Origin of the sequence: Streptomyces sp. NPDC001027, assembly GCF_040299045.1 — a bacterium.
GTDB lineage: Bacteria > Actinomycetota > Actinomycetes > Streptomycetales > Streptomycetaceae > Streptomyces.
Genome location: NZ_JBEPBI010000137.1, coordinates 1 through 20,987, shown reverse-complemented (window position 1 = coordinate 20,987; position 20,987 = coordinate 1). Strand labels below are relative to the sequence as shown.

Genomic DNA, 20,987 nt, shown 5'->3' with positions numbered 1-20,987 from the left:
GTGCGGGTGTGTCGTCGTTCGGGATCAGCGGCACCAACGCGCACGTCATCCTGGAGGACGTCACCGACGAACCGCACACCGACCAACCGCACACCGAAGGACCGCACACCGAAGGACCGCACGCCGACGAACCTCTGGCCGACGGCGCGGACGCCCCGCCCGTCCCCTGGGTTCTCACCGCACGCAGCCGTGACGCTCTGTGCGCCCAGGCCGCCCGACTCGTCGAGCATCTGGGGGAGTCGCCCGACACGAGCGTCGCCGACATCGGCCTGTCGCTCGCCGCGACCCGCACCGTCTTCGAGCACCGCGCCGTCGTCCTCGGGGCCGACCGGCCGGCGCTGACCGACGGACTGCGGCTGATCGCCTCGGGCGAGAGCGGACCGCACACGGTCACCGGCGTCCGCCGCGGCGAGGGGAAGACCGCCTTCCTCTTCTCCGGACAGGGCTCCCAGCGACCGGGCATGGGACGTGGACTGTACGAAGCGTTCCCGGTCTACGCGGACGCCTTCGACGCCGTCTGCGCCTGCCTCGGCGACGAACTGCGCGACCTCGTCCTCGGCGGCGAGGCCGAGGACCTCAACCGCACCGAGTGGACCCAGCCCGCGCTGTTCGCGGTCGAAGTGGCCCTGTACCGCCTGCTGGAGTCGTGGGGCGTGCGCCCGGACCACGTCGCCGGCCACTCCGTCGGCGAGATCGCCGCCGCCCACGTCGCCGGAGTCTTCTCGCTCCAGGACGCCTGCGCCCTGGTCGCCGCCCGCGGCCAGCTCATGCAGGAACTCCCCTCAGGGGGCGCGATGTTCGCGCTGGAAGCCGCCGAGGATGAGGTACGGCCCTTGCTGGAGGGGCTCCCCGACGCGGGCATCGCCGCGGTGAACGGCCCGCGCTCGGTGGTCGTCTCCGGCGCCGAGGACTCGGTCACCGGACTCGCCGCGCGCCTCGCCGACGCCGGGCGACGCACCACCAGGCTGCGGGTCAGCCACGCCTTCCACTCCCCGCTCATGGAGCCGATGCTCGACGCGTTCCGCCAGGTCGCCGCGAGCATCGCCTACGAGGCGCCCCGGATGTCGGTGGTATCCAACGTCAGCGGCGGCGCCGCCGGCGCCGAACTCCAGGACCCTGAGTACTGGGTGCGCCATGTGCGGGAGGCCGTCCGCTTCGCCGACGGAGTCCGCTGGCTCGCCGAGCACGGTGTCGACCGGTTCCTGGAGATCGGTCCCGACGGCACACTCGCCGCGATGGCGCAGAGCTGCCTGCCGGACGCCGAGGGAAGTCTTCTCGTGCCGTCGCTGCGCAAGGACCGCGCCGAGCGCGAGACGCTGCTCGACGCCGTCGCCCAGGCCTTCGCGCACGGCCTGCCGGTGGACTGGCCGCGGCTCTTCGACGGCGCCGCCGCCCGCACCGTGCAACTGCCCACGTACGCCTTCCAGCGCCGCCGTTTCTGGCCGGGGCCGCCCCTGCTCCTCGGCGACGTCACCTCCGCGGGGCTCGGCGCGAGCAGCCACCCCCTGCTGGGCGCGGCCGTGGAACTCGCCGACGGCGACGCCCAGGTCCTCACCGGCCGACTCGCGCTCGGCAGCAGCCCGTGGCTCAAGGACCACGCGCTCACCAGCACCGCCCTGTTCCCGGCGACCGGATTCCTCGACCTGGCCCTGCACGCGGGTGCCCGGACCGGCTGCGAACACGTCGCGGAGCTGACCATCCTGGCCCCGCTCACCCTGCCCGCCCAGGGCGGCGTCCAGATCCAGGTACGGGTCGAGGCCCCGGACGCCACCGGCGCCCGCCCCCTGACCGTGCACGGCCGGCCCGACACCGCCGAGGCCGGCACGCCGTGGACCCTGCACGCCGGCGGCCTGCTCACCGTCGCCGCCGAACCGGCGGCCGCACCGTACGACTTCACCGTCTGGCCGCCCGAGCACGGCACGGAGGTCCCGCTCGACGGCTTCTACGAGGCCTTCGCCGACCGCGGCCACCTCTACGGCCCGCTGTTCCAGGGCCTGACCCGGGTCTGGACGCGCGGTGAGGAGGTGTTCGCCGAGGTCGGGCTGCCCGCTGACGCCGCCCCGGCCGCCGACGCCTTCGACCTGCACCCGGCCCTGCTCGACGCCGCGCTGCACGCCGTGATGTTCGTGCCCATGAAGGACGCCGGACGGCTGCCGTTCTCGTGGAGCGATGTGCGCCTGGACGCCGTCGGCGCCTCGGCGCTGCGGCTGCGGATGGTCCAGGAAGGCCCCGAGGCCGTCGGTCTCGCCCTCGCCGACCCGACGGGCCGCCCGGTCGGCTCCGTCGGCTCGCTCACCCTGCGCGAGCTGACCGGCGATCTGGCGGGCTCCACCGTCGGCGCCCCGGACCGTCAGGGCCTCTACGAACTGCACTGGCAGCCGACGACCTCGGCGGACGCCGTCACGCCGGCCGCATGGACGATCGTCGGCGCGGACGGGGCGCAGGCGATGGCCGACGCCCTGCGCGCCGCCGGTCACACCGTGCGCCGCGTCCCCGGCCTCGACGCCCTGGCGCAGGCCGGGGAGGCGCCCGACACCGTCCTGTACGCCGTGCCCGCCACGGCGGACGTCCCGGGCGACGCCGCCGGACTCGCCGGCGCGACCCGCGCGACCCTCGCCGAGACGCTCGCCGTCGTCCGGCAGTGGGCGGACGACCCGGTGTTCGCGCACGCCCGTCTCGCCGTCGTCACCCGTGACGCCGTCGCCGCAGACCCCCGGCCGGCCGACCCGGCGCAGGCGGCCGTCTGGGGCCTCGTGCGGGCGGCCCGCACCGAGAACCCGGGCCGTTTCGTCCTCGCCGACACCGACGCCGACGACGCCTCGTTGCGGGCGCTGCCCGCCGCGCTCGGCGACGACGCGTTCGAACTCGTCGTCCGGGACGGGGCGGTGGCCGCACCGCACATCGTCCCGCTGGCCGCAGACCGCGCCCTCCTCCCGCCCGCCGACGCCCGCGCCTGGCGGCTCGGCGTGGAACACCAGGGAAGCCTGGACGGACTGCGTCTCAAGGCCTGCCCCGAGGCCGACGCGGCGCTCGCCCCCAACGAGGTGCGCATCTCGATGCGCGCCGCCGGCGTCAACTTCCGCGACGTCCTCACCGCGCTCGGCATGTACCCCGGCGACGCCACCGCGATCGGCCTGGAGGGCGCCGGCGTGGTCACCGGGGTCGGCGCCGACGTGACCGCCCTCGCCCCGGGGGACCGGGTGATGGGCATGTTCGCCGGCGCCTTCGGGCCCGTCGCGGTCGCCGACGCCCGGATGGTCACACGGATCCCGAAGGGCTGGAGCTTCGCCGAGGCCGCGACCGTCCCCATCGCCTACCTCACCGCCTACTACGCGCTGGTCGACCTCGGCGGACTCGAGCCCGGCGAGAGCGTCCTCGTCCACGCGGCGGCCGGCGGCGTCGGCTCGGCCGCCGTCCAGCTGGCCCGGCACCTCGGCGCCGAGGTCTACGGAACCGCGTCGCCCGCCAAGTGGGACGCGCTGCGCGCAGCCGGCCTCGACGACGCCCGTACCGCCTCCTCCCGCGACCTCGGCTTCGAGGAGCGGCTGCGCGCCGCCACCCACGGCCGCGGATTCGACGTCGTCCTCGACTCGCTGGCGCGGGAGTTCGTCGACGCCTCCCTGCGACTGCTGCCGCGCGGCGGCCGCTTCCTGGAGATGGGCAAGACCGACGTACGCGACCCCGGACAGATCGCCGCCGACCATCCCGGCGTCGTCTACCGGGCGTTCGACCTGATCGAGGCCGGCCCCGACCGGATCGGCGAGATCCTGGCCGACCTGGCCGACCTGTTCGGGCGCGGCGTGCTCAGGCCGCTGCCGATGGCCGTGTGGGACGTACGCCGGGCGCCCGACGCGTTCCGGTACGTCAGCCAGGCACGGCACGTCGGCAAGGTCGTGCTGACCCTGCCCGCCGCGCCCGACCCGGCCGGCACGGTCCTGCTGACCGGCGGACTCGGCGGACTCGGCCGCATCACCGCCCGCCACCTCGTCGCCGAGCACGGCGTACTGCACCTGCTGATCGCCGGCCGGCGCGGCCCGGACGCGCCCGGCGCCGCCGAACTGCGCGCCGAACTCGCCGAGCTGGGCGCCGACGTCACGGTGGCCGCCTGCGACGTGGCCGACCGCACCGCGCTCGCCGCGCTCCTCGCGGGCGTCCCCGCCGACCGACCGCTCACCGCCGTGATCCACACCGCGGGCGTTCTCGCGGACGGCGTGCTGTCCTCGATGACACCGGACCGACTGGACGAAGCGCTGCGGCCCAAGGCCGACGCCGTGGTCGCGCTGCACGAACTGACCCGCGATCTCGACCTCGCCCGGTTCGTGGTCTTCTCCTCCGTCGCCGGCACGTTCGGCGGAGCGGGACAGGCCAACTACTCGGCCGCCAACGCCTTCCTGGACGCCTTCGCCCACCACCGGCGCGCCCAGGGCCTGCCCGCCCTGTCGCTCGCCTGGGGCACCTGGCTGCCCGAGGCGGGCATGACCGGAGAGCTCGCCGACGCCGACCGCGAACGCCACGCCCGTACCGGCATGGTGCCGCTCTGCGCCGCCACCGGCATGCGGCTCCTCGACGCCGCCGTCGCAACCGACCGGGCCGCACTGCTGCCGATGGACCTGGACCCGGCCGCGCTGCGCGAACACCACGACGTCCTGCCGGCGCTCCTGCGCGGCCTGGTCCGCACCCCCGCCCGGCGCCGCGCCACGGCCGCCGGGGCGACGCCCGTCACGGGGACCCCGCTGTCGCTGGCCGACCGGCTGGCTCCGCTGTCCCGCGCGGACCGCGACCAGCTCCTCCTCGAGGTGGTCGCCGAGCAGGCCGCCGCCGTCCTCGGACACGGCTCGGCGGCCGACATCGATCCCGAACAGACCTTCCAGGAGCTGGGCTTCGACTCGCTGACGGCGGTCGAGCTGCGCAACCGGCTCGGCGCCGCCACCGGCCTACGGCTGCCCGCCACCCTCGTCTTCGACTACCCGACCGCCCTGGCCCAGACCCGGTACCTGCTGAACGAACTGCCCCTGCCCGAGCCGCCCGGCACCGCGCAGGCCCTCCTCGCGGAGATGGACCGCCTGGAGAGCTCCCTGGCGGACGCCGACATGGCCGGCGAGGACCACGAGAAGGTCACCGCCCGGCTGCGCGAGCTGCTCTCGCGCTGGCAGGGCGAACCCCGCGTGGCCGCCGCCGTCCCCGCCGCACGGGACGAGGAGCTCGCCGACGTCGAGACGGCGGGCGACCTCTTCGACCTGATCGACCGCGAGCTGGGGGACGCATGAGCACCCCGCAGGTCCCCCGCACGCACCCGACGCCCCGGCCCCGCCCGGTTCAAGGAAGTGACTTTCGTGGCTGACGACGACAAGTACGTTGAATACCTCAAGCGGGTCACGGGTGAACTCCGGCAGACCCGCCGCAGGCTGCGCGAGGTCGAGGACCGCAGCCGGGAGCCGATCGCCGTCGTCGCGATGAGCTGCCGCTTCCCCGGCGACGTCCGCTCGCCCGAGGACCTGTGGCGGCTCGTCGACGAGGGCCGGGACGCCATCGGCCCACTGCCTGAGGACCGGGGCTGGGACATCGCGGACCGTTACGACCCGGACCCCGACCGGCCCGGCACGTTCTCCGCCCGGGAGGGCGGCTTCCTGCGCGACGCCGCCTCCTTCGACCCCGCCTTCTTCGGCATGAGCCCGCGCGAGGCCCTCGCCACCGACCCGCAGCAGCGGATCCTGCTGGAGGCGTCCTGGGAGCTGCTGGAGCGCGCCGGAATCCGGCCCCGGACCCTGCGCGGCAGCTCCACCGGCGTGTTCGTCGGCGCCGCGACCTCCGGTTACGGTCAGGGCCCCGTCGAGGTGCCCGAGGACGTCCACGGACTGATGCTCGCCGGGAACGCCACCTCGGTCGCCTCCGGCCGTATCTCCTACGTCCTGGGCCTGGAAGGGCCGGCCGTCACCGTCGACACCGCCTGCTCCTCCTCCCTGGTCGCCCTGCACTGGGCGGTGCAGGCCCTGCGGGCGGGCGAGTGCGACCTCGCCATGGCCGGCGGCGTCGCCGTGATGGCCACCCCCGGCCTGCTGTTCGAGTTCAGCAGGCAGCGCGGCCTCGCCCCCGACGGACGCTGCAAGGCCTTCGCCGACGCCGCCGACGGCACCGGCTGGTCCGAGGGCGTGGGCCTGCTGCTGGTGGAACGTCTCTCCGACGCCCGCCGCAACGGACACCCGGTGCTGGCCGTGGTCCGCGGCTCCGCCGTGAACTCCGACGGCGCCTCCAACGGTCTGACCGCGCCCAACGGGCCCGCCCAGCAGCGCGTCATCGAGCAGGCCCTCGCCAACGCCGGGATCACCGCCGCGGACGTCGACGCCGTCGAGGCGCACGGCACGGGCACCACCCTCGGCGACCCCATCGAGGCCCAGGCCCTGCTGGCCACCTACGGCCGCGCCAAGGACGCCGAACATCCGCTGCACCTGGGCTCGTTGAAGTCGAACCTCGGCCACACCCAGGCGGCGGCCGGCGTCGCAGGCGTCATCAAGACGGTCATGGCGCTGCGGCACGGACGGCTGCCGCGCACGCTGCACGTGGACCAGCCGTCCACGCACGTCGACTGGGACGCCGGTCACGTCCGGCTGCTCACCGAGGCCGCCGACTGGCCGCTCACCGAGGGGCGTCCCCGCCGCGCCGCGGTCTCGTCCTTCGGAATCAGCGGCACCAACGCCCACGTCGTCCTGGAGGCCGCGCCCGGCGAGACCGAGAAGGCCGAGGGAACACCGGGGGGCGAGGGAACACCGGGGAGCGAGGCGAGCGAGGACACGGGTGGTCCGGCCCCCGCGACCGCCGTGCGGCTGCCGCTCGTGCCCTGGCTGCTGTCCGCACGCGGCGCCGAAGCGCTGCGCGCGCAAGCCGCCCGCCTCGTCGACCACACCGACGCCCACCCCGACGACGACCTGCACGCCACCGCCCGCGCACTCGCCGGGACGCGGCAGGCCTTCGAGCACCGGGCCGTCGTCCTCGCCGAGGACACGGCCGGCGCCCGCGAAGCCCTGCGCGCCCTCGCCGCCGGGGAGACGCATCCGGACGTCGTGACGGGTCGCACGCTGCGCGGCGCGACCGCGTTCCTCTTCTCCGGCCAGGGCGCCCAGCGGCCCGGCATGGGCCGCGAACTGTACGGCGCGTTCCCCGCCTTCGCCGCCGCCTTCGACGAGATCTGCGCCCATCTCGACCCCGAACTGGGCCTGAGTCTCGGGAAAGCCGTCCTCGAGAGCGCCCCGGACGACGAGGCGCTGCGGGAGACCGGCCTCGCCCAGCCCGCCCTGTTCGCCGTCGAGGTCGCCCTCTACCGCCTGCTGGAATCATGGGGCGTCACGCCCAAGTACGTCCTCGGGCACTCGTTGGGCGAACTCTCCGCCGCGCACGTCGCCGGCGTGTGGTCGCTGCCCGACGCCTGCCGGCTCGTCGCCGCCCGCGGGCGGCTGATGCAGGCCCTGCCGCGAGGGGGCGCCATGGTCTCCGTGGAGGCCGCCGAGGACGAGGTGACCGCACTGCTCGCAGCCCACGGCGACGCCGTGTCGGTCGCCGCCGTCAACGGACCGCGCGCCACCGTGATCTCCGGCGACGAGAGCGCCGTCGAGGCCGTCGCGTCAGCACTCGCGGCCCGTGGCCGCACCACCCGCAGGCTGCGGGTCTCGCACGCCTTCCACTCGGCGCGCATGGACGCCGTCCTGGACGACTTCCGGGCCGTCGCCGCAAGCGTCACCGCGCACACCCCGCGCCTCACCGTCGTCTCCAACCTCACCGGACGTCCGGCCACGGCCGGAGAACTCGCGTCGGCCGACTACTGGGTGCGCCACCTGCGCCACACCGTCCGCTTCACCGACGGCGTCGACTGGCTCGCCGCCCACGGCGTCACCCGCTACCTGGAGATCGGTCCCGACGCCACCCTCAGCGCCCTCGCCCAGGCCGGTCTGCCCGACGACACCGCCGAACGCGTGTGCGTGCCGGTCCTGCGCAAGGACCGCCCCGAGCCCCGCACGCTGCTCGCCGCCGTCGCCGCCGTCCACGTCCACGGCGCCTCCGTCGAAACCGAGGCCCTGCTCGGCGGCGACCCGGGCAGCCCGCGGATAGACCTGCCCACCTACGCGTTCACGGGGGACCGCTACTGGCTGCGCCCCTCCCTCAGCGCCGGCGACGTCACCGGCGCCGGGCTCGTCGGCGCCGGCCACCCGCTGCTCGGGGCCGTCGTCCGCGTCGCCGACGACGACCGGGTCCTGCTCACCGGGCGGTTGTCCGCCCGCGCCCAGCCCTGGCTGGCCGACCACACCGTGGCCGGCACGGTCCTGCTGCCGGGCGCCGCGTTCGTCGAACTCGTGCTGCGCGCCGGAGACGAGGTCGGCTGCGGTCTGCTGGAGGACCTCACGCTCGAAGCCCCGCTGGCGCTCCCGGACGCCTCCGGAGTCCAGCTGCAGATCGCCGTCGGCGCCCCCGACGCAGAGGGCCGCAGGCCGGTCACCGTGCACTCCCGGGCCGACGCCGACGACGACGGCCCCTGGACCCGGCACGCCGACGCCGTCCTCGCACCGGCGCCCGCCGTGCCCGAGGCGGAGCCCGTCGTCTGGCCTCCCGCCGACGCCCGCAGCGTCCCCCTGGACGGCTTCTACGACGCCCTCGCCGTCCGGGGCTACCAGTACGGCCCCGCCTTCCAGGGCCTGCGGGCCGCATGGCGGTCCGGTGACGTCTGGTACGCCGAGGTGGCCCTCCCGGAGGACCAGCACCGCGACGCCGCTCGCTTCGGCCTGCACCCGGCGCTCCTGGACGCCGCCCTGCACGCCCAGCTCGCCGGGTCCGGCGACGACGGCGAGGGCGACGGCGGCGAACGGGGAGGCGTGGGCCTGCCGTTCGCGTTCAGCGGCGTCACGCTGCACGCCGTCGGCGCAACCGGGCTCCGGGTCCGCCTGGAGCGCGGTCCGTCCGGCGCCGTGAGCCTGCACCTCGCCGACGGCACGGGACGCCCCGTCGCCACCGTCGGCTCCCTCGTCAGCCGCCCGGTCTCCCCGGCCGCCCCGCACGCCTCCCGGCCCGCCGACGGCGCCCTGTACGCGGTGCGCTGGAGCGAGAGCGCTCTGCCCGACGCCGCGATCGCCGACGCCGAGGTCGCCGACGGCCTGCGGCTCGCCGGCGACGACCCGGCCGGCCTGGTCCCCGCCTGGCCGGCGCTCGGCGCCGACGCCGCCCCCTCGTGCGTGTTCCTGCCGTGCGTCTCCGCTCCCGACGAGACCCCGGCCGCCATCGCCGGCCGCGTCCTGACCCGCCTGCAGACACTGCTGGCCGATCCGCGCACCGACAGCGCCCCCATCGTGATCGTCACGCGCGGCGCCGTCGGCGCGGTCGACGGCGAGGACGTCACCGACCTGTCCGCGGCCGCCGTCTGGGGTCTGGTCCGCTCGGCCCAGACCGAGAACCCGGGACGCGTCGTCCTCGCCGACGTCGACGACACCGCCGCCTCCCGAGCAGCCCTCGCGGCCGCCGTCGGCGCCGGGGCGACCCAGTTCGCCCTGCGCGACGGCACGCTGCTCACCCCCGCGCTGACCCGAATCCCCGCAGCCGACCGGGCGCCCGTCTGGGACGCCGAGGGCACGGTCCTCGTCACCGGCGGCACCGGCGCACTCGGCGCGCTGGTCGCCCGCCACCTGGTCGCCGCCCACGGCGTGCGCTCCCTGGTGCTGACCTCCCGAAGGGGCCCCGAAGCCCCCGGCGCCCGCGAACTGACGGACGAACTCACCGCCCACGGCGCGGTCGTGCGCGTCCAGGCCTGCGACGCCGCCGACCCGGGAGCCCTGGCCGACCTCCTCGGCGCGCTGCCCGCACAGCGACCGCTGCGCGCCGTGGTGCACACCGCGGGCGTCCTCGACGACGGCGTGTTCGGCTCGCTCACCCCCGACCGGCTCGCCGCCGTGCTGCGGGCGAAGGCGGACACCGCGCTCACCCTGCACGAAGCGACCCGGGACGCCGACCTCACCGCCTTCGTCCTGTTCTCCTCGGCCTCCGGCCTGCTGGGCGGCGCCGGACAGGCCAACTACGCCGCCGCCAACACCGTCCTGGACGCCCTGGCACACCACCGCCGCGCCGCCGGTCTGCCCGCCACCTCGCTGGCCTGGACGCTGTGGGACCACGACAGCGGCATGACCGGCGGGCTCGGCGAGGACGGCCGGCGCCGCATCGCGGCCTCCGGACTGCCGGCCCTGGACCCGGAGCGGGCCCTGCGCATGCTCGACGAGGCTCTCGCCGCCGGCGAGCCGCTGCTCGCGCCGCTGCGCACCGACCCCGCCGCGCTGCGCGCCGCCGCCTCGGCCGGACGGCTGCCCGCCCTCCTGCACGGACTCGTCCCGGCCGCCCCGGCCCGGCGGACCGCCCGCGCCGCCGACGCGGACTCCTCCGCACTGAGCCGCCTGCTGACCGGCCTGTCCGCACCCGAACAGGAGCGCCACCTGCTCGAGTTGGTCCGCCGCCACGCCGCCGTCGCCCTCGGCCACGGCTCGGCCGGCGCCGTCGACGGCGAACAGTCCTTCAAGGACCTCGGCTTCGACTCCCTGAGCTCCGTCGACCTGCGCAACCGCCTCAACGCCGAGACCGGACTGCGGCTGCCGGCCACGCTCGTCTTCGACCACCCCCGCCCCACCGCGCTCGCCCGTCACCTCCTGCGCGAACTCGGGGGCGTCACCGAGGAGTTCGTCGCCACCAGGGCCGCGGCCGAGGAGGACGACCCGGTCGTCGTCGTCGCCATGGCCTGCCAGTACCCCGGCGGCGTCACCTCTCCCGAGGACCTGTGGCGTTTCGTCTCCGAGGGCGGCGACGCCATCGGCGCGTTCCCCACCGACCGTGGCTGGGACCTGGACCGCCTGCCCGGCCTGGAGGCCGGATTCCTTTACGGCGCCACGCACTTCGACGCCTCCCTCTTCGGCATCGCACCTCGCGAGGCGCTCGCCATGGACCCCCAGCAGCGGCTGCTGCTGGAGACCTCCTGGGAGGTCTTCGAACGCGCCGGGATCGATCCGCTGTCCCTGCGCGGCAGCGGCACCGGCGTCTACGTCGGCGCGATGGGCTCCGGCTACGCCTCCGGCCTGGCCGACATCCCCGAAGGCATGGAGGGCTACATCGGACTCGGCGTGTCCGGCAGCGTCATCTCCGGCCGGGTCGCCTACACCTTCGGCCTGGAGGGGCCGACCATGACGGTCGACACCGCCTGCTCCTCCGCGCTGGTCGCCCTGCACCTCGCCGCCCACGCCCTGCGTCAGGGCGAGTGCTCGATGGCCCTGGCCGGCGGAGTCACGGTCATGGCCACCCCCGGCACCTACACCGAGTTCACGGCCCAGAACGGGCTGGCGGCCGACGGCCGCTGCAAGGCATTCGCCGCCGGCGCCGACGGCACCAGCTTCTCCGAGGGCGTCGGCATGCTCCTGCTGGAACGCCTCTCCGACGCCCGTCGCGAAGGCCACCCCGTCCTCGCCGTGATCCGCGGTTCCGCCACCAACCAGGACGGCGCGTCCAACGGCCTGACCGCTCCCAACGGCCCCTCTCAGGAGCGCGTCATCCGACAGGCGCTGGCCTCGGCCGGGCTCGCCGCGTCCGACGTCGACGCCGTCGAGGCGCACGGCACCGGCACCACCCTCGGCGACCCCATCGAGGCCCAGGCGCTGTTCGCGACCTACGGCCGCGAACGGGACGCGCAACCCCTGCTGCTGGGATCCGCGAAGTCCAACTTCGGTCACACCCAGGCCGCCGCGGGCGCCGCGGGCGTCATCAAGATGGTCATGGCCATGCGCCACGGCGAACTGCCGCGCACCCTGCACGTCGACGAGCCCTCCCCGCACATCGACTGGTCCAGCGGCGCCATCGAGCTGCTCACCGAGGCCCGTCCCTGGCCGGCCCGCCCCGACCGGCCGCGCCGCGCGGGCGTGTCCTCGTTCGGGATCAGCGGCAGCAACGCCCACGTCGTCCTGGAGGAGCCGCCCGCAGCACCGCCCGCCGCCGAACGGGCGGCGCCCGCCACCGCGCCCCGGGTGCACGCCCTCTCCGGGCACACCCCGGACGCGCTGCGCGCCCAGGCCGCCCGGCTGCACACCCACCTGCTGCACCACGACGTCGACTCCCGTGACCTCGCCCGCACCCTCGCCGTCGCCCGCCACCCGCACGCCCACCGCGCGGCCGTCGTCGCCGCGGACCGTGCGGAACTCCTGGCCGGACTCGCCGCCGTCGCCGTCGGCGAGCCGGACGCCCGTACCGCGACGGGCGCCGCCGGCGGCGCACGGCTCGCCGTCCTGTTCAGCGGACAGGGCGCCCAGCGCCCCGGCATGGGCCGCGACCTGTACGACGCACACCCCGTCTACGCGCGCACCTTCGACGAGGTGTGCGCCGGACTCGACCTCCACCTCGACGGACCGCCGCTGCGCGATGTCGTCTTCGCCGCCCCGGACAGCGCCGAGGCCGCCCTGCTGGACCGCACCGCCTACACGCAGGCCGCCCTCTTCGCGTACGGCGCCGCGGCCCACGCCCTCGTCCGGTCCTGGGGCGTGCTGCCCGACGTGCTCGCCGGGCACTCCATCGGGGAGCTGACCGCCGCCCACGCCGGCGGAGTCCTCGACCTGACCGACGCCTGCGCCCTGGTCGCGGCCCGGGGCCGACTCATGCAGGGCCTTGCCGAGGGCGGCGCCATGGCCGCCCTGGAGGCGACCGAGGACGAGGTGCTGCCCCTGCTGGAGGGCCGGGCCGACCGCGTCGCCGTCGCCGCGGTCAACGGACCCGTCTCCGTCGTCGTCTCCGGTCACGCCGAGGACGTGGAGGCGATCACCGCCGAGTTCGCGGCCCGCGGCCGCAAGACCCGGCGCCTGCGGGTCAGCCACGCCTTCCACTCGCCGCTGATGGACCCCATGCTCGACGAGTTCCGCGCCGTCGCCGCACGCGTCCGCTTCCACCCGCCCACCGTCCCCGTCGTGTCCAACGTGAGCGGCGACCTCGCGGCCGGCGACGACCTGACCACCCCCGACTACTGGGTGCGCCACGTCCGCCGGGCCGTCCGGTTCGGCGACACCGTCCGCACCCTCGAGGCGAACGGCGTCACCCTCACCCTCGAACTCGGCCCCGACGCCACCCTCACCACGCTGGTCCAGGACGGCCTCAGCGCCTCCGCGGAGGTGACCGCCGTACCCCTGGCGCGCCGCGACACGAGCGAGGGCCGCTCCGCCCTGCTCGCCGCCGCCGCGCTGCACGTACACGGGCTCGGCGACGTGCCGGCGCTGTCGGCCGACGCCACGGCCCGGCCCGTGCCCCTGCCGACCTACGCCTTCCAGCGCGAGCGCTTCTGGCTGGAGGCCTCCGCGGCCGCGGCCGCTCCCGTCGCGGCCGGCCAGGAGGCCGCGTTCTGGAAGCTCGTCGAGGCGACGGACGCCCCCGCCCTCGCCGAGCGCCTCGCGGTCGACGCCGACGCCCCGCTCAGCGCCGTACTGCCCGCCCTCGCCGCGTGGCGCGGCGAGGACCGCAGACAGGCGGAGATCCAGGGCTGGGAGCACCGTGTCGTGTGGCGGCCCACCACGGAGAACACGGCCGCGCCCACCGGCGCCTGGGTCCTCGCCGTCCCCGACCGGCTCGACGGCGGGGCCTGGGCCGTCTCCGTCGCGGACGCGCTCACCGCGCACGGCGCACACGTCCGTCTCCTGCCCGTCGACTGCGCCACCGCCGACCGCACGGCCCTGGCCGCCGCCCTCGGCTCCCTGCGCCAGGACGGCGACGGGCCCTGGACGGGCGTGCTGTCGCTGCTCGCCGCCGACACCGCCGCGCTGCCCGGACTCGACGCCGTCCCGGCCGGTCTCGCCGCGACCGCCGCCCTCGTCCAGGCCCTCGCGGACGGGGCCGCCGGCGCCGACGCGGTGCGTCTGTGGGCGGTCACCGCGGGCGCCGCCGGCGTCCTCGGGACGGAGGCGTCCGTCGTCCCCGAACAGGCCGCGGTGTGGGGGCTGGGCCGCACCGCCGCCCTCGAACACCCGCAGCTCTGGGGCGGTCTGGTGGACCTGCCCGCAGGCACCGACGCCGCCGTCGCGAGCGATGTGGCCCGCCGGCTGGCCGCGGCACTGGCCGACCGGGCAGGCGAGGACCAGATCGCCGTGCGGCCCGCCGGCACGTTCGTGCGCCGCCTCGAACACGTTCCGGCCGGCCCGCCCACGGCGTCCGCGCCCGACTGGTCCGGCACCGTCCTGCTCACCGGGGCCACCGGGGCGCTCGGTCTGCGCACAGCCGTCTGGCTCGCCGCGCAGGGCGCCGGCCGCATCGTGGCCGTCAGCCGGTCCGGCCCGGGTTCCGACGGCGCCTCCCACCTCAAGCACGCGCTCGCCGACACCGGCACCGAACTGGTCCTGGCCGCCTGCGACACCGCCGACCGCGACGCGCTCGCCGCGCTCCTCGCCGAACACCCCGTCGACGCCGTCGTGCACACCGCGGGCGTGCTCGACGACCGGCTCCTCGACGGCATGGACGCCGCAGCCCTGGACCGCGTCCTGCGGCCCAAGCTGGCCGCCGCGCGCCATCTCGACGAACTGACGCGCGGACGCGAACTCACCGCGTTCGTCCTGTACTCGTCGATCTCCGGCACCCTCGGCACCATCGGCCAGGCCAACTACGCAGCGGCCAACGCCAGTCTGGACGCTCTCGCGGAGCGGCGCAGAGCCGCCGGGCTGCCCGCCACGTCACTGGCGTGGGGGCCGTGGGCCGGCGGCGGCATGGCCACCGCCGACGCCGACAGCGAGAACCGCATACGGCGCGGCGGCATCGGCCCGCTCGACCCCGAGCGGGCCGTCGACGCCCTCGGCCGGGCCGTCGCACGCCCCGACGCCGTCCTCGCCGTCGCCGACATCGACTGGGCGCGCTTCGCGACCGGCTTCACCACCTCCCGGCCCAGCCCGCTGCTCACCGGACTCCCCGAAGTCCGTGACCTGCAGGCCCGCCGCCCGCAGAGCGCCGCCGGCGCCCCGCAGGCCCTGCGGGAACGGCTCGCCGGACAGTCCGCGGCCGAACGCGAACGCACCCTGACCGCTCTGGTGCGGACCGAGGCCGCCGCCGTCCTCGGCCACACCGGCGCCGACCGGGTCGGCGCCGGTGTGGCGTTCAACGCCCTGGGCTTCGACTCGCTGATGGCGGTCGAGCTGCGCAACCGGATCGGCGCCTCCACCGGCCTCGCCCTGCCCGCCACTCTGCTGTTCGACCAGCCGAGCGCCGGCGCGCTCGCCGGGTATCTGCGCGGCAGGCTCTCGGACGACGCCGAGGGCGCCGAAAGCGTCCTCGCCGGGCTCGACTCCCTGGAGGCGGCCCTGGCCGCGCTGGCGAAGGACGACGTCCGGCGCGACCGCATCGGCGCCCGGCTGCAGTCGCTCCTCACAGGTTTCACCGGCTCCTCCGCCGCTGTCGCCCCCGCCGCCGGCGGGGACGACGTCAGCGACCGGATCCAGTCCGCCGGCGCGGACGAGATCTTCGACTTCATCGAGAACGACCTCGGCATTTCCTGACGGCGCGGCCACGGGACCTGAGAACTGGTGACGACACATGAGTGATGAGGAAAAACTCCTCGGCTATCTGAAGAAGGTCACGGCCGACCTCCACCAGACGCGACAGCGTCTGGCCGCGGCCGAGGCACACCGCAACGACCCCGTGGCGATCGTCGCGATGGGCTGTCGTTTCCCGGGCGGGGTCGGCGACCCCGACGATCTGTGGCGGCTCCTCGACGACGGCGGCGACGCCATGTCCGAGTGGCCCCGCGACCGGGGCTGGGACGTCGACGCCCTGTACGACCCGACGCCCGGCGCCCCCGGCCGCAGCTACACCCGCACCGGCGGATTCATCGACCGCGTCGGCGACTTCGACGCCGGGTTCTTCGGCATCTCCCCGCGCGAGGCCGTCGGCACCGACCCGCAGCAGCGGATCCTGCTGGAGATCTGCTGGGAGGCGCTGGAACGCGCCGGGATCGACCCGCTCGCCCTGCGCGGAAGCCGCACCGGCGTGTTCTCCGGCACCAACCTGCAGGACTACACCACCCTGCTCAGCCTGTCCGACAACGCCGGCGACGACGGGGTGGGCAACGCCCCCAGCGTGCTGTCCGGGCGGATCTCCTACACCCTCGGCCTGGAGGGCCCCGCGGTCTCCGTCGACACCGCCTGTTCCTCCTCGCTGGTCACCCTCCACCTGGCAGCGCAGGCCCTGCGCGCGGGAGAGTGCGACCTCGCCCTCGCCGGCGGCGTCACCGTCATGTCGACGCCCACCATCTTCCTCGAGTTCAGCCGGCAGCGCGGCCTGTCGCCGGACGGCCGCTGCCGTGCCTTCGCCGACACCGCCGACGGCACCGCATGGGGCGAGGGCGCGGGAGTCCTCGTCGTCGAACGGCTCTCCGACGCCCGCCGCCACGGACATCCCGTCCTCGCCGTCCTGCGCGGCTCCGCCGTCAACCAGGACGGCGCGTCCAACGGTCTGACCGCTCCCAACGGCCCCTCCCAGGAACGCGTCATCTGGCAGGCGCTCGCCAACGCGAGGCTCGCACCCGCCGACGTGGACGCCGTCGAGGCGCACGGCACCGGAACCACCCTCGGCGACCCCATCGAGGCGCAGGCCCTGCTCGCCACCTACGGACAGGACCGGCCCGCGGACCGGCCGCTGCTGCTCGGCTCGGTGAAGTCGAACATCGGCCACACCCAGGCCGCGGCAGGCGTCGCCGGCGTCATCAAGACGGTCCTCGCGCTGCGCGCGGGCCGGCTGCCGGCGACCCTCCACGTCGACCGACCCAGTCGGCACGTCGACTGGACCGCCGGAAACGTCGAACTGCTCACCGAGGCCCGCGGCTGGCCCGCCGTCGGCGACCGCCCGCGCCGCGCGGGCGTGTCCTCCTTCGGCGTCAGCGGCACCAACGCCCACGTCATCCTGGAACAGGCCCCGCCGCCCGAGCCGGACGACACCACCGGGCCCGCCGGCGACACGCCCCGCCCACGCGCCTTCACCGTGTCCGGCCGCACCGCGCCCGCCCTGCGCGACCAGGCCCGCCGGCTCGCCGCAGGCCTGCGCGCCGACCCGGACGGCGCCCCGCGCCTCGCCGACCTCGCCTGGTCCCTCGCGACCACCCGGTCCGCACTCGAACACCGAGCCGTCGTCGTCGCCCCCGGCCCCGACGTGCTCCTGCGCGGCCTGACCGCCCTGGCCGACGGCGCCCCCGACCCCGCCGTGGTGCGCGGCGTCGCCGACACCGAGGGCGACCCGGTCTTCCTCTTCCCCGGCCAGGGACCGCAGTGGGAGGGTATGGCCACCGAACTCCACGACGCCGACGCCCGGTTCCGCGCCTTCTTCGACGAAGCCGCCGCCGCCGTCGAGGAGTTCGTCGACTTCCGTGTGCTGGACGTGCTGCGGGCCGCCCCCGGCGCCCCGCCCCTGGAGCGCCTCGACGTCGTCCAGCCCACTCTCTTCGTCGTCTGCGTCGCCCTCGCCCGACTGTGGATGGCGTGCGGGGTCCGCCCCGCCGCGGTCGCCGGACAGAGCCAGGGCGAGATCGCCGCCGCACACATCGCGGGCGTCCTCACCCTCCAGGACGCGGCCCGGATCGTCGTGACCCGCTCCCGGGAACTCACCGCGATCACCGGCCGCGGCGGCATGGTCGCCGTGCCGCTGGCGCTCGCCGAGGTCGAACGCCTCATCGCCCCCTATCACGGTCGCATCTCCGTCGGCTCGGTCACCGGCCCGCGGTCCGTCACGGTGTCCGGGGACGCCGAACCGCTGGCCGAACTGCTGACCCGCCTCACCGAGGACGGAGTCCGCGCCCGCCGCGTGCCGGTGGACTACGCCTCGCACTGCGTTCAGGTGGAAGAGGTCCGCGACGCCCTGCTCGCCGGATTCGCACCGGTGCGCCCGCGCCCCGCCGACATCCCGTTCCACTCCACCGTCACCGGAGAACGGGTCGAGGACACCACCACGCTCGACGCCGTCTACTGGTACGACAACATCCGCAGCACCGTCCGCTTCGAGAGCACCGTGCGCGCTCTCGCCGGAGCCGGACAGCGCGTCTTCGTCGAGATGAGCCCGCACCCCGTGGTCACCGCCGCGGTCGACGACATCCTCGACGACCTCGGCATCACCGGCGGCGCCGTCCTCGGCACCCTGCGCCGCGACGACGGCGGGACCGAACGCTTCCTCACGTCCGTGGCCGGCCTCGCGGTCCGCGGCGGATCCGTGGACTTCGACGCCGTCCACGACGAGCCCGCACACCGCGTGGACCTGCCCGTCTACGCCTTCCAACGCCGACGGTACTGGCCGGGGTTCACCGCCGCCGCGACCACCGTGGCCGCCGCCACCGCGGACGCCCCGCTCTGGCAGGCCGTCGAGTCGGGCGACCTCACCGCCCTCGCCGAAGCGCTCAGCCTCGACGAACAGGCCACGGCCGCACTGCTCCCCGCCCTGGCCGGCTACCGGCGGCGCGGCAACGACCGCGCCACCGCCGACCGCTGGCGCTACCGCATCACCTGGCGCCCCCTGCAGGACACGCCCACGCCGGCCCTCACCGGCCGCTGGACCCTCGTAGCGCTCCGCAGCCACGAGAGCGGGCCCGAGGTCACCGCGGTGCAGGCCGCCCTGGCCCGCGCCGGAGCCGACTGCGCCCTCGTCCTGGTCGACGAGCACGCCGACCGCACGGCGCTCGCCGCCGTGCTGGCCGACGCGACGGCCGACGCCCGCGGTGTCCTGTCCCTGCTCGCCCTCGACGGCGGCGCGCATCCCCGGCACCCGCTGCTGCACGGCGGTTTCGCCGCCACCGTCGCCCTGGTGCAGGCCATGGACGACCTCAACGTCCGGCTGCCGGTGTGGTTCCTCACCCGCGGCGCCGTGACCACCCGTGCCGGCGAGGCCCCCGCCTCACCGGAGCAGGCCCTCGTCTGGGGCTTCGGACGGGTCGTCGCCCTGGAACAGGCCGACTGCTGGGGCGGCCTCGTCGACCTGCCCGAACACCTCGACGCGCGCACCGCCGACCGGGTCGTCGCCGTCCTCGCCGGAACCGACCACGAGGACCAGGTCGCCGTACGCGCCACCGGCACGCTGGGCCGCCGGCTGGAGCGCGCCGCCGTCGGCGGACTCGCCGGGCGACGCCGATGGCGACCGGAGGGCACCGTCCTCGTGACCGGCGGCACCGGCGCCCTCGGCCGTCACGTGGCCCGCTGGCTCGCCCGCGAGGGAGCGGCGCACCTCCTCCTCGTCAGCCGCTCCGGCCCCGAGGCGGAATGCGCGGCCGAGCTGCTCGCCGAGCTGACCGCCCTCGGCGCCCGCGCCGACCTTGTCGCCTGCGACATCGCCGACCCCGCGGCCCTCGCCGACCTGCTGGCCTCCGTCCCCGAGGAACGCCCCCTCACAGCCGTCTTCCACACCGCCGCCGTTCTCGACGACGGGGTCATCGGCTCGCTCACGCCCGAGCGCCTCGCCGAGGTCCTGCGCGTCAAGGCCGGAGGCGCCCGGAACCTCGACGCCGCGACCGCCGGCCTGGACCTCTCCGCCTTCGTGCTGTTCTCCTCCTCTTCGGGTGTCTTCGGCAGCCCCGGACACGGCAATTACGCCCCCGGCAACGCCTTCCTGGACGCCCTCGCCGAGGACCGCCGCTCGCGCGGTCTGCCCGCCACGGCGATCGCATGGAGCGGCTGGGCCGAGGGAGGCATGGCCTCCGGCACGGTCGGGGAGCGACTCCAGCGCCACGGCGTCCGCCTCATGGACCCCGCCGTCGCCGTCACGGCCCTGCAACACGCCCTGGACCAGGACGACACCGCGCTCGTCGTCACCGACATCGACTGGGAGGTCTTCGGGGCGGAGCTCGGCAAGGGCCGCCCCCGCCGTCTCTACGCCGAACTTCCCGATCTGGAACGGCTGCACGGGCAGCGGGCCGCCCCGGCCGTCTCCGGCGGCGGCGACGAGCACGACGTGATGGCCACGATCGCCGCCCTCGGGGAGGCGGACCGCAGGCATGCCCTGCTCGAGCTGGTGCGCGCACACATCGCCTATGTCCTCAACCATCCGAGCCCCGACGACGTCGAGCCCGCCCGGGCCTTCCGGGAACTCGGCTTCGACTCCCTCAGCGCCGTGGAGCTGCGCAACACCCTGGGCGAGGCGACCGGCATGCGGCTGCCCGCCACCCTCGTGTACGACTACCCCACGCCCGCGGCCCTGGCCGAGCACCTCGGCGAACAGCTGGCCCCGGCGGGAGCCGCCGCCTCCGCGGTCGCCGTCACCCGCCGGGACACGGCCGAGGACCCGGTCGTGATCGTCGGCATGGCCTGCCGCTTCCCCGGCGGGGCGGACACTCCGGAGCGGTTCTGGCAGCTGCTGGCCGACGGCGCCGACGTGATGGGCCCGTTCCCGGAGGACCGGGACTGGGACGTGGCCGGGCTCTACCATCCCGAACCCGGCACGGCGGGCCGCACCGCCACGCTCACCGGTGGATTCCTGGACGGCTTCGCCGACTTCGATCCCGGCGTCTTCGCCATCTCGCCCCGCGAGGCCCTGGCCATGGACCCGCAGCAGCGGCTGCTGCTCGAGACCGCCTGGGAGACGTTCGAGCGGGCGGGGATCGACCCTCGGTCGCTGCGCGGCAGCCGCACCGGTGTGTTCGCCGGCACGAACTACCAGGACTACACCTCCCGTCCGCTCGCGCCCGGCGACGACGTGGGCGCCCACCTGGGCACGGGCAACTCCGCGAGCGTCCTGTCGGGCCGGCTGTCCTACACCTTCGGGCTGGAGGGCCCGGCGGTCACCGTGGACACCGCCTGCTCGTCGTCGCTGGTCGCCCTGCACCTGGCGGCGCAGTCCCTGCGCGCGGGGGAGTGCGACCTCGCCCTCGCCGGCGGCGTCACCGTGATGTCGACGCCCGGTCTGTTCGTGGACTTCAGTCGTCAGCAGGGGTTGGCGGCGGACGGTCGGTGCAAGGCGTTCGCGGAGGCGGCGGACGGGACGGGGTTCTC

General features: G+C 75.8%; 3 protein-coding genes. All 3 read left to right on the top strand.

Annotated features, from left to right (window positions below; all coding sequences use genetic code 11):
• The coding region (locus tag ABT300_RS28895) for an SDR family NAD(P)-dependent oxidoreductase (RefSeq protein WP_351681620.1) at positions 1–5,267 on the top strand (5,267 nt) is incomplete at its 5' end.
• Positions 5,268–5,333: 66 nt separating this feature from the next.
• On the top strand, positions 5,334–15,524 hold the full coding sequence (locus ABT300_RS28890; protein WP_351681617.1) for a type I polyketide synthase: 10,191 nt from the start codon (positions 5,334–5,336) through the stop codon (positions 15,522–15,524).
• A gap of 67 nt (positions 15,525–15,591) precedes the next feature.
• Positions 15,592–20,987 (top strand): type I polyketide synthase (locus ABT300_RS28885; protein WP_502978012.1); only part of this gene is annotated, 5,396 nt, incomplete at its 3' end.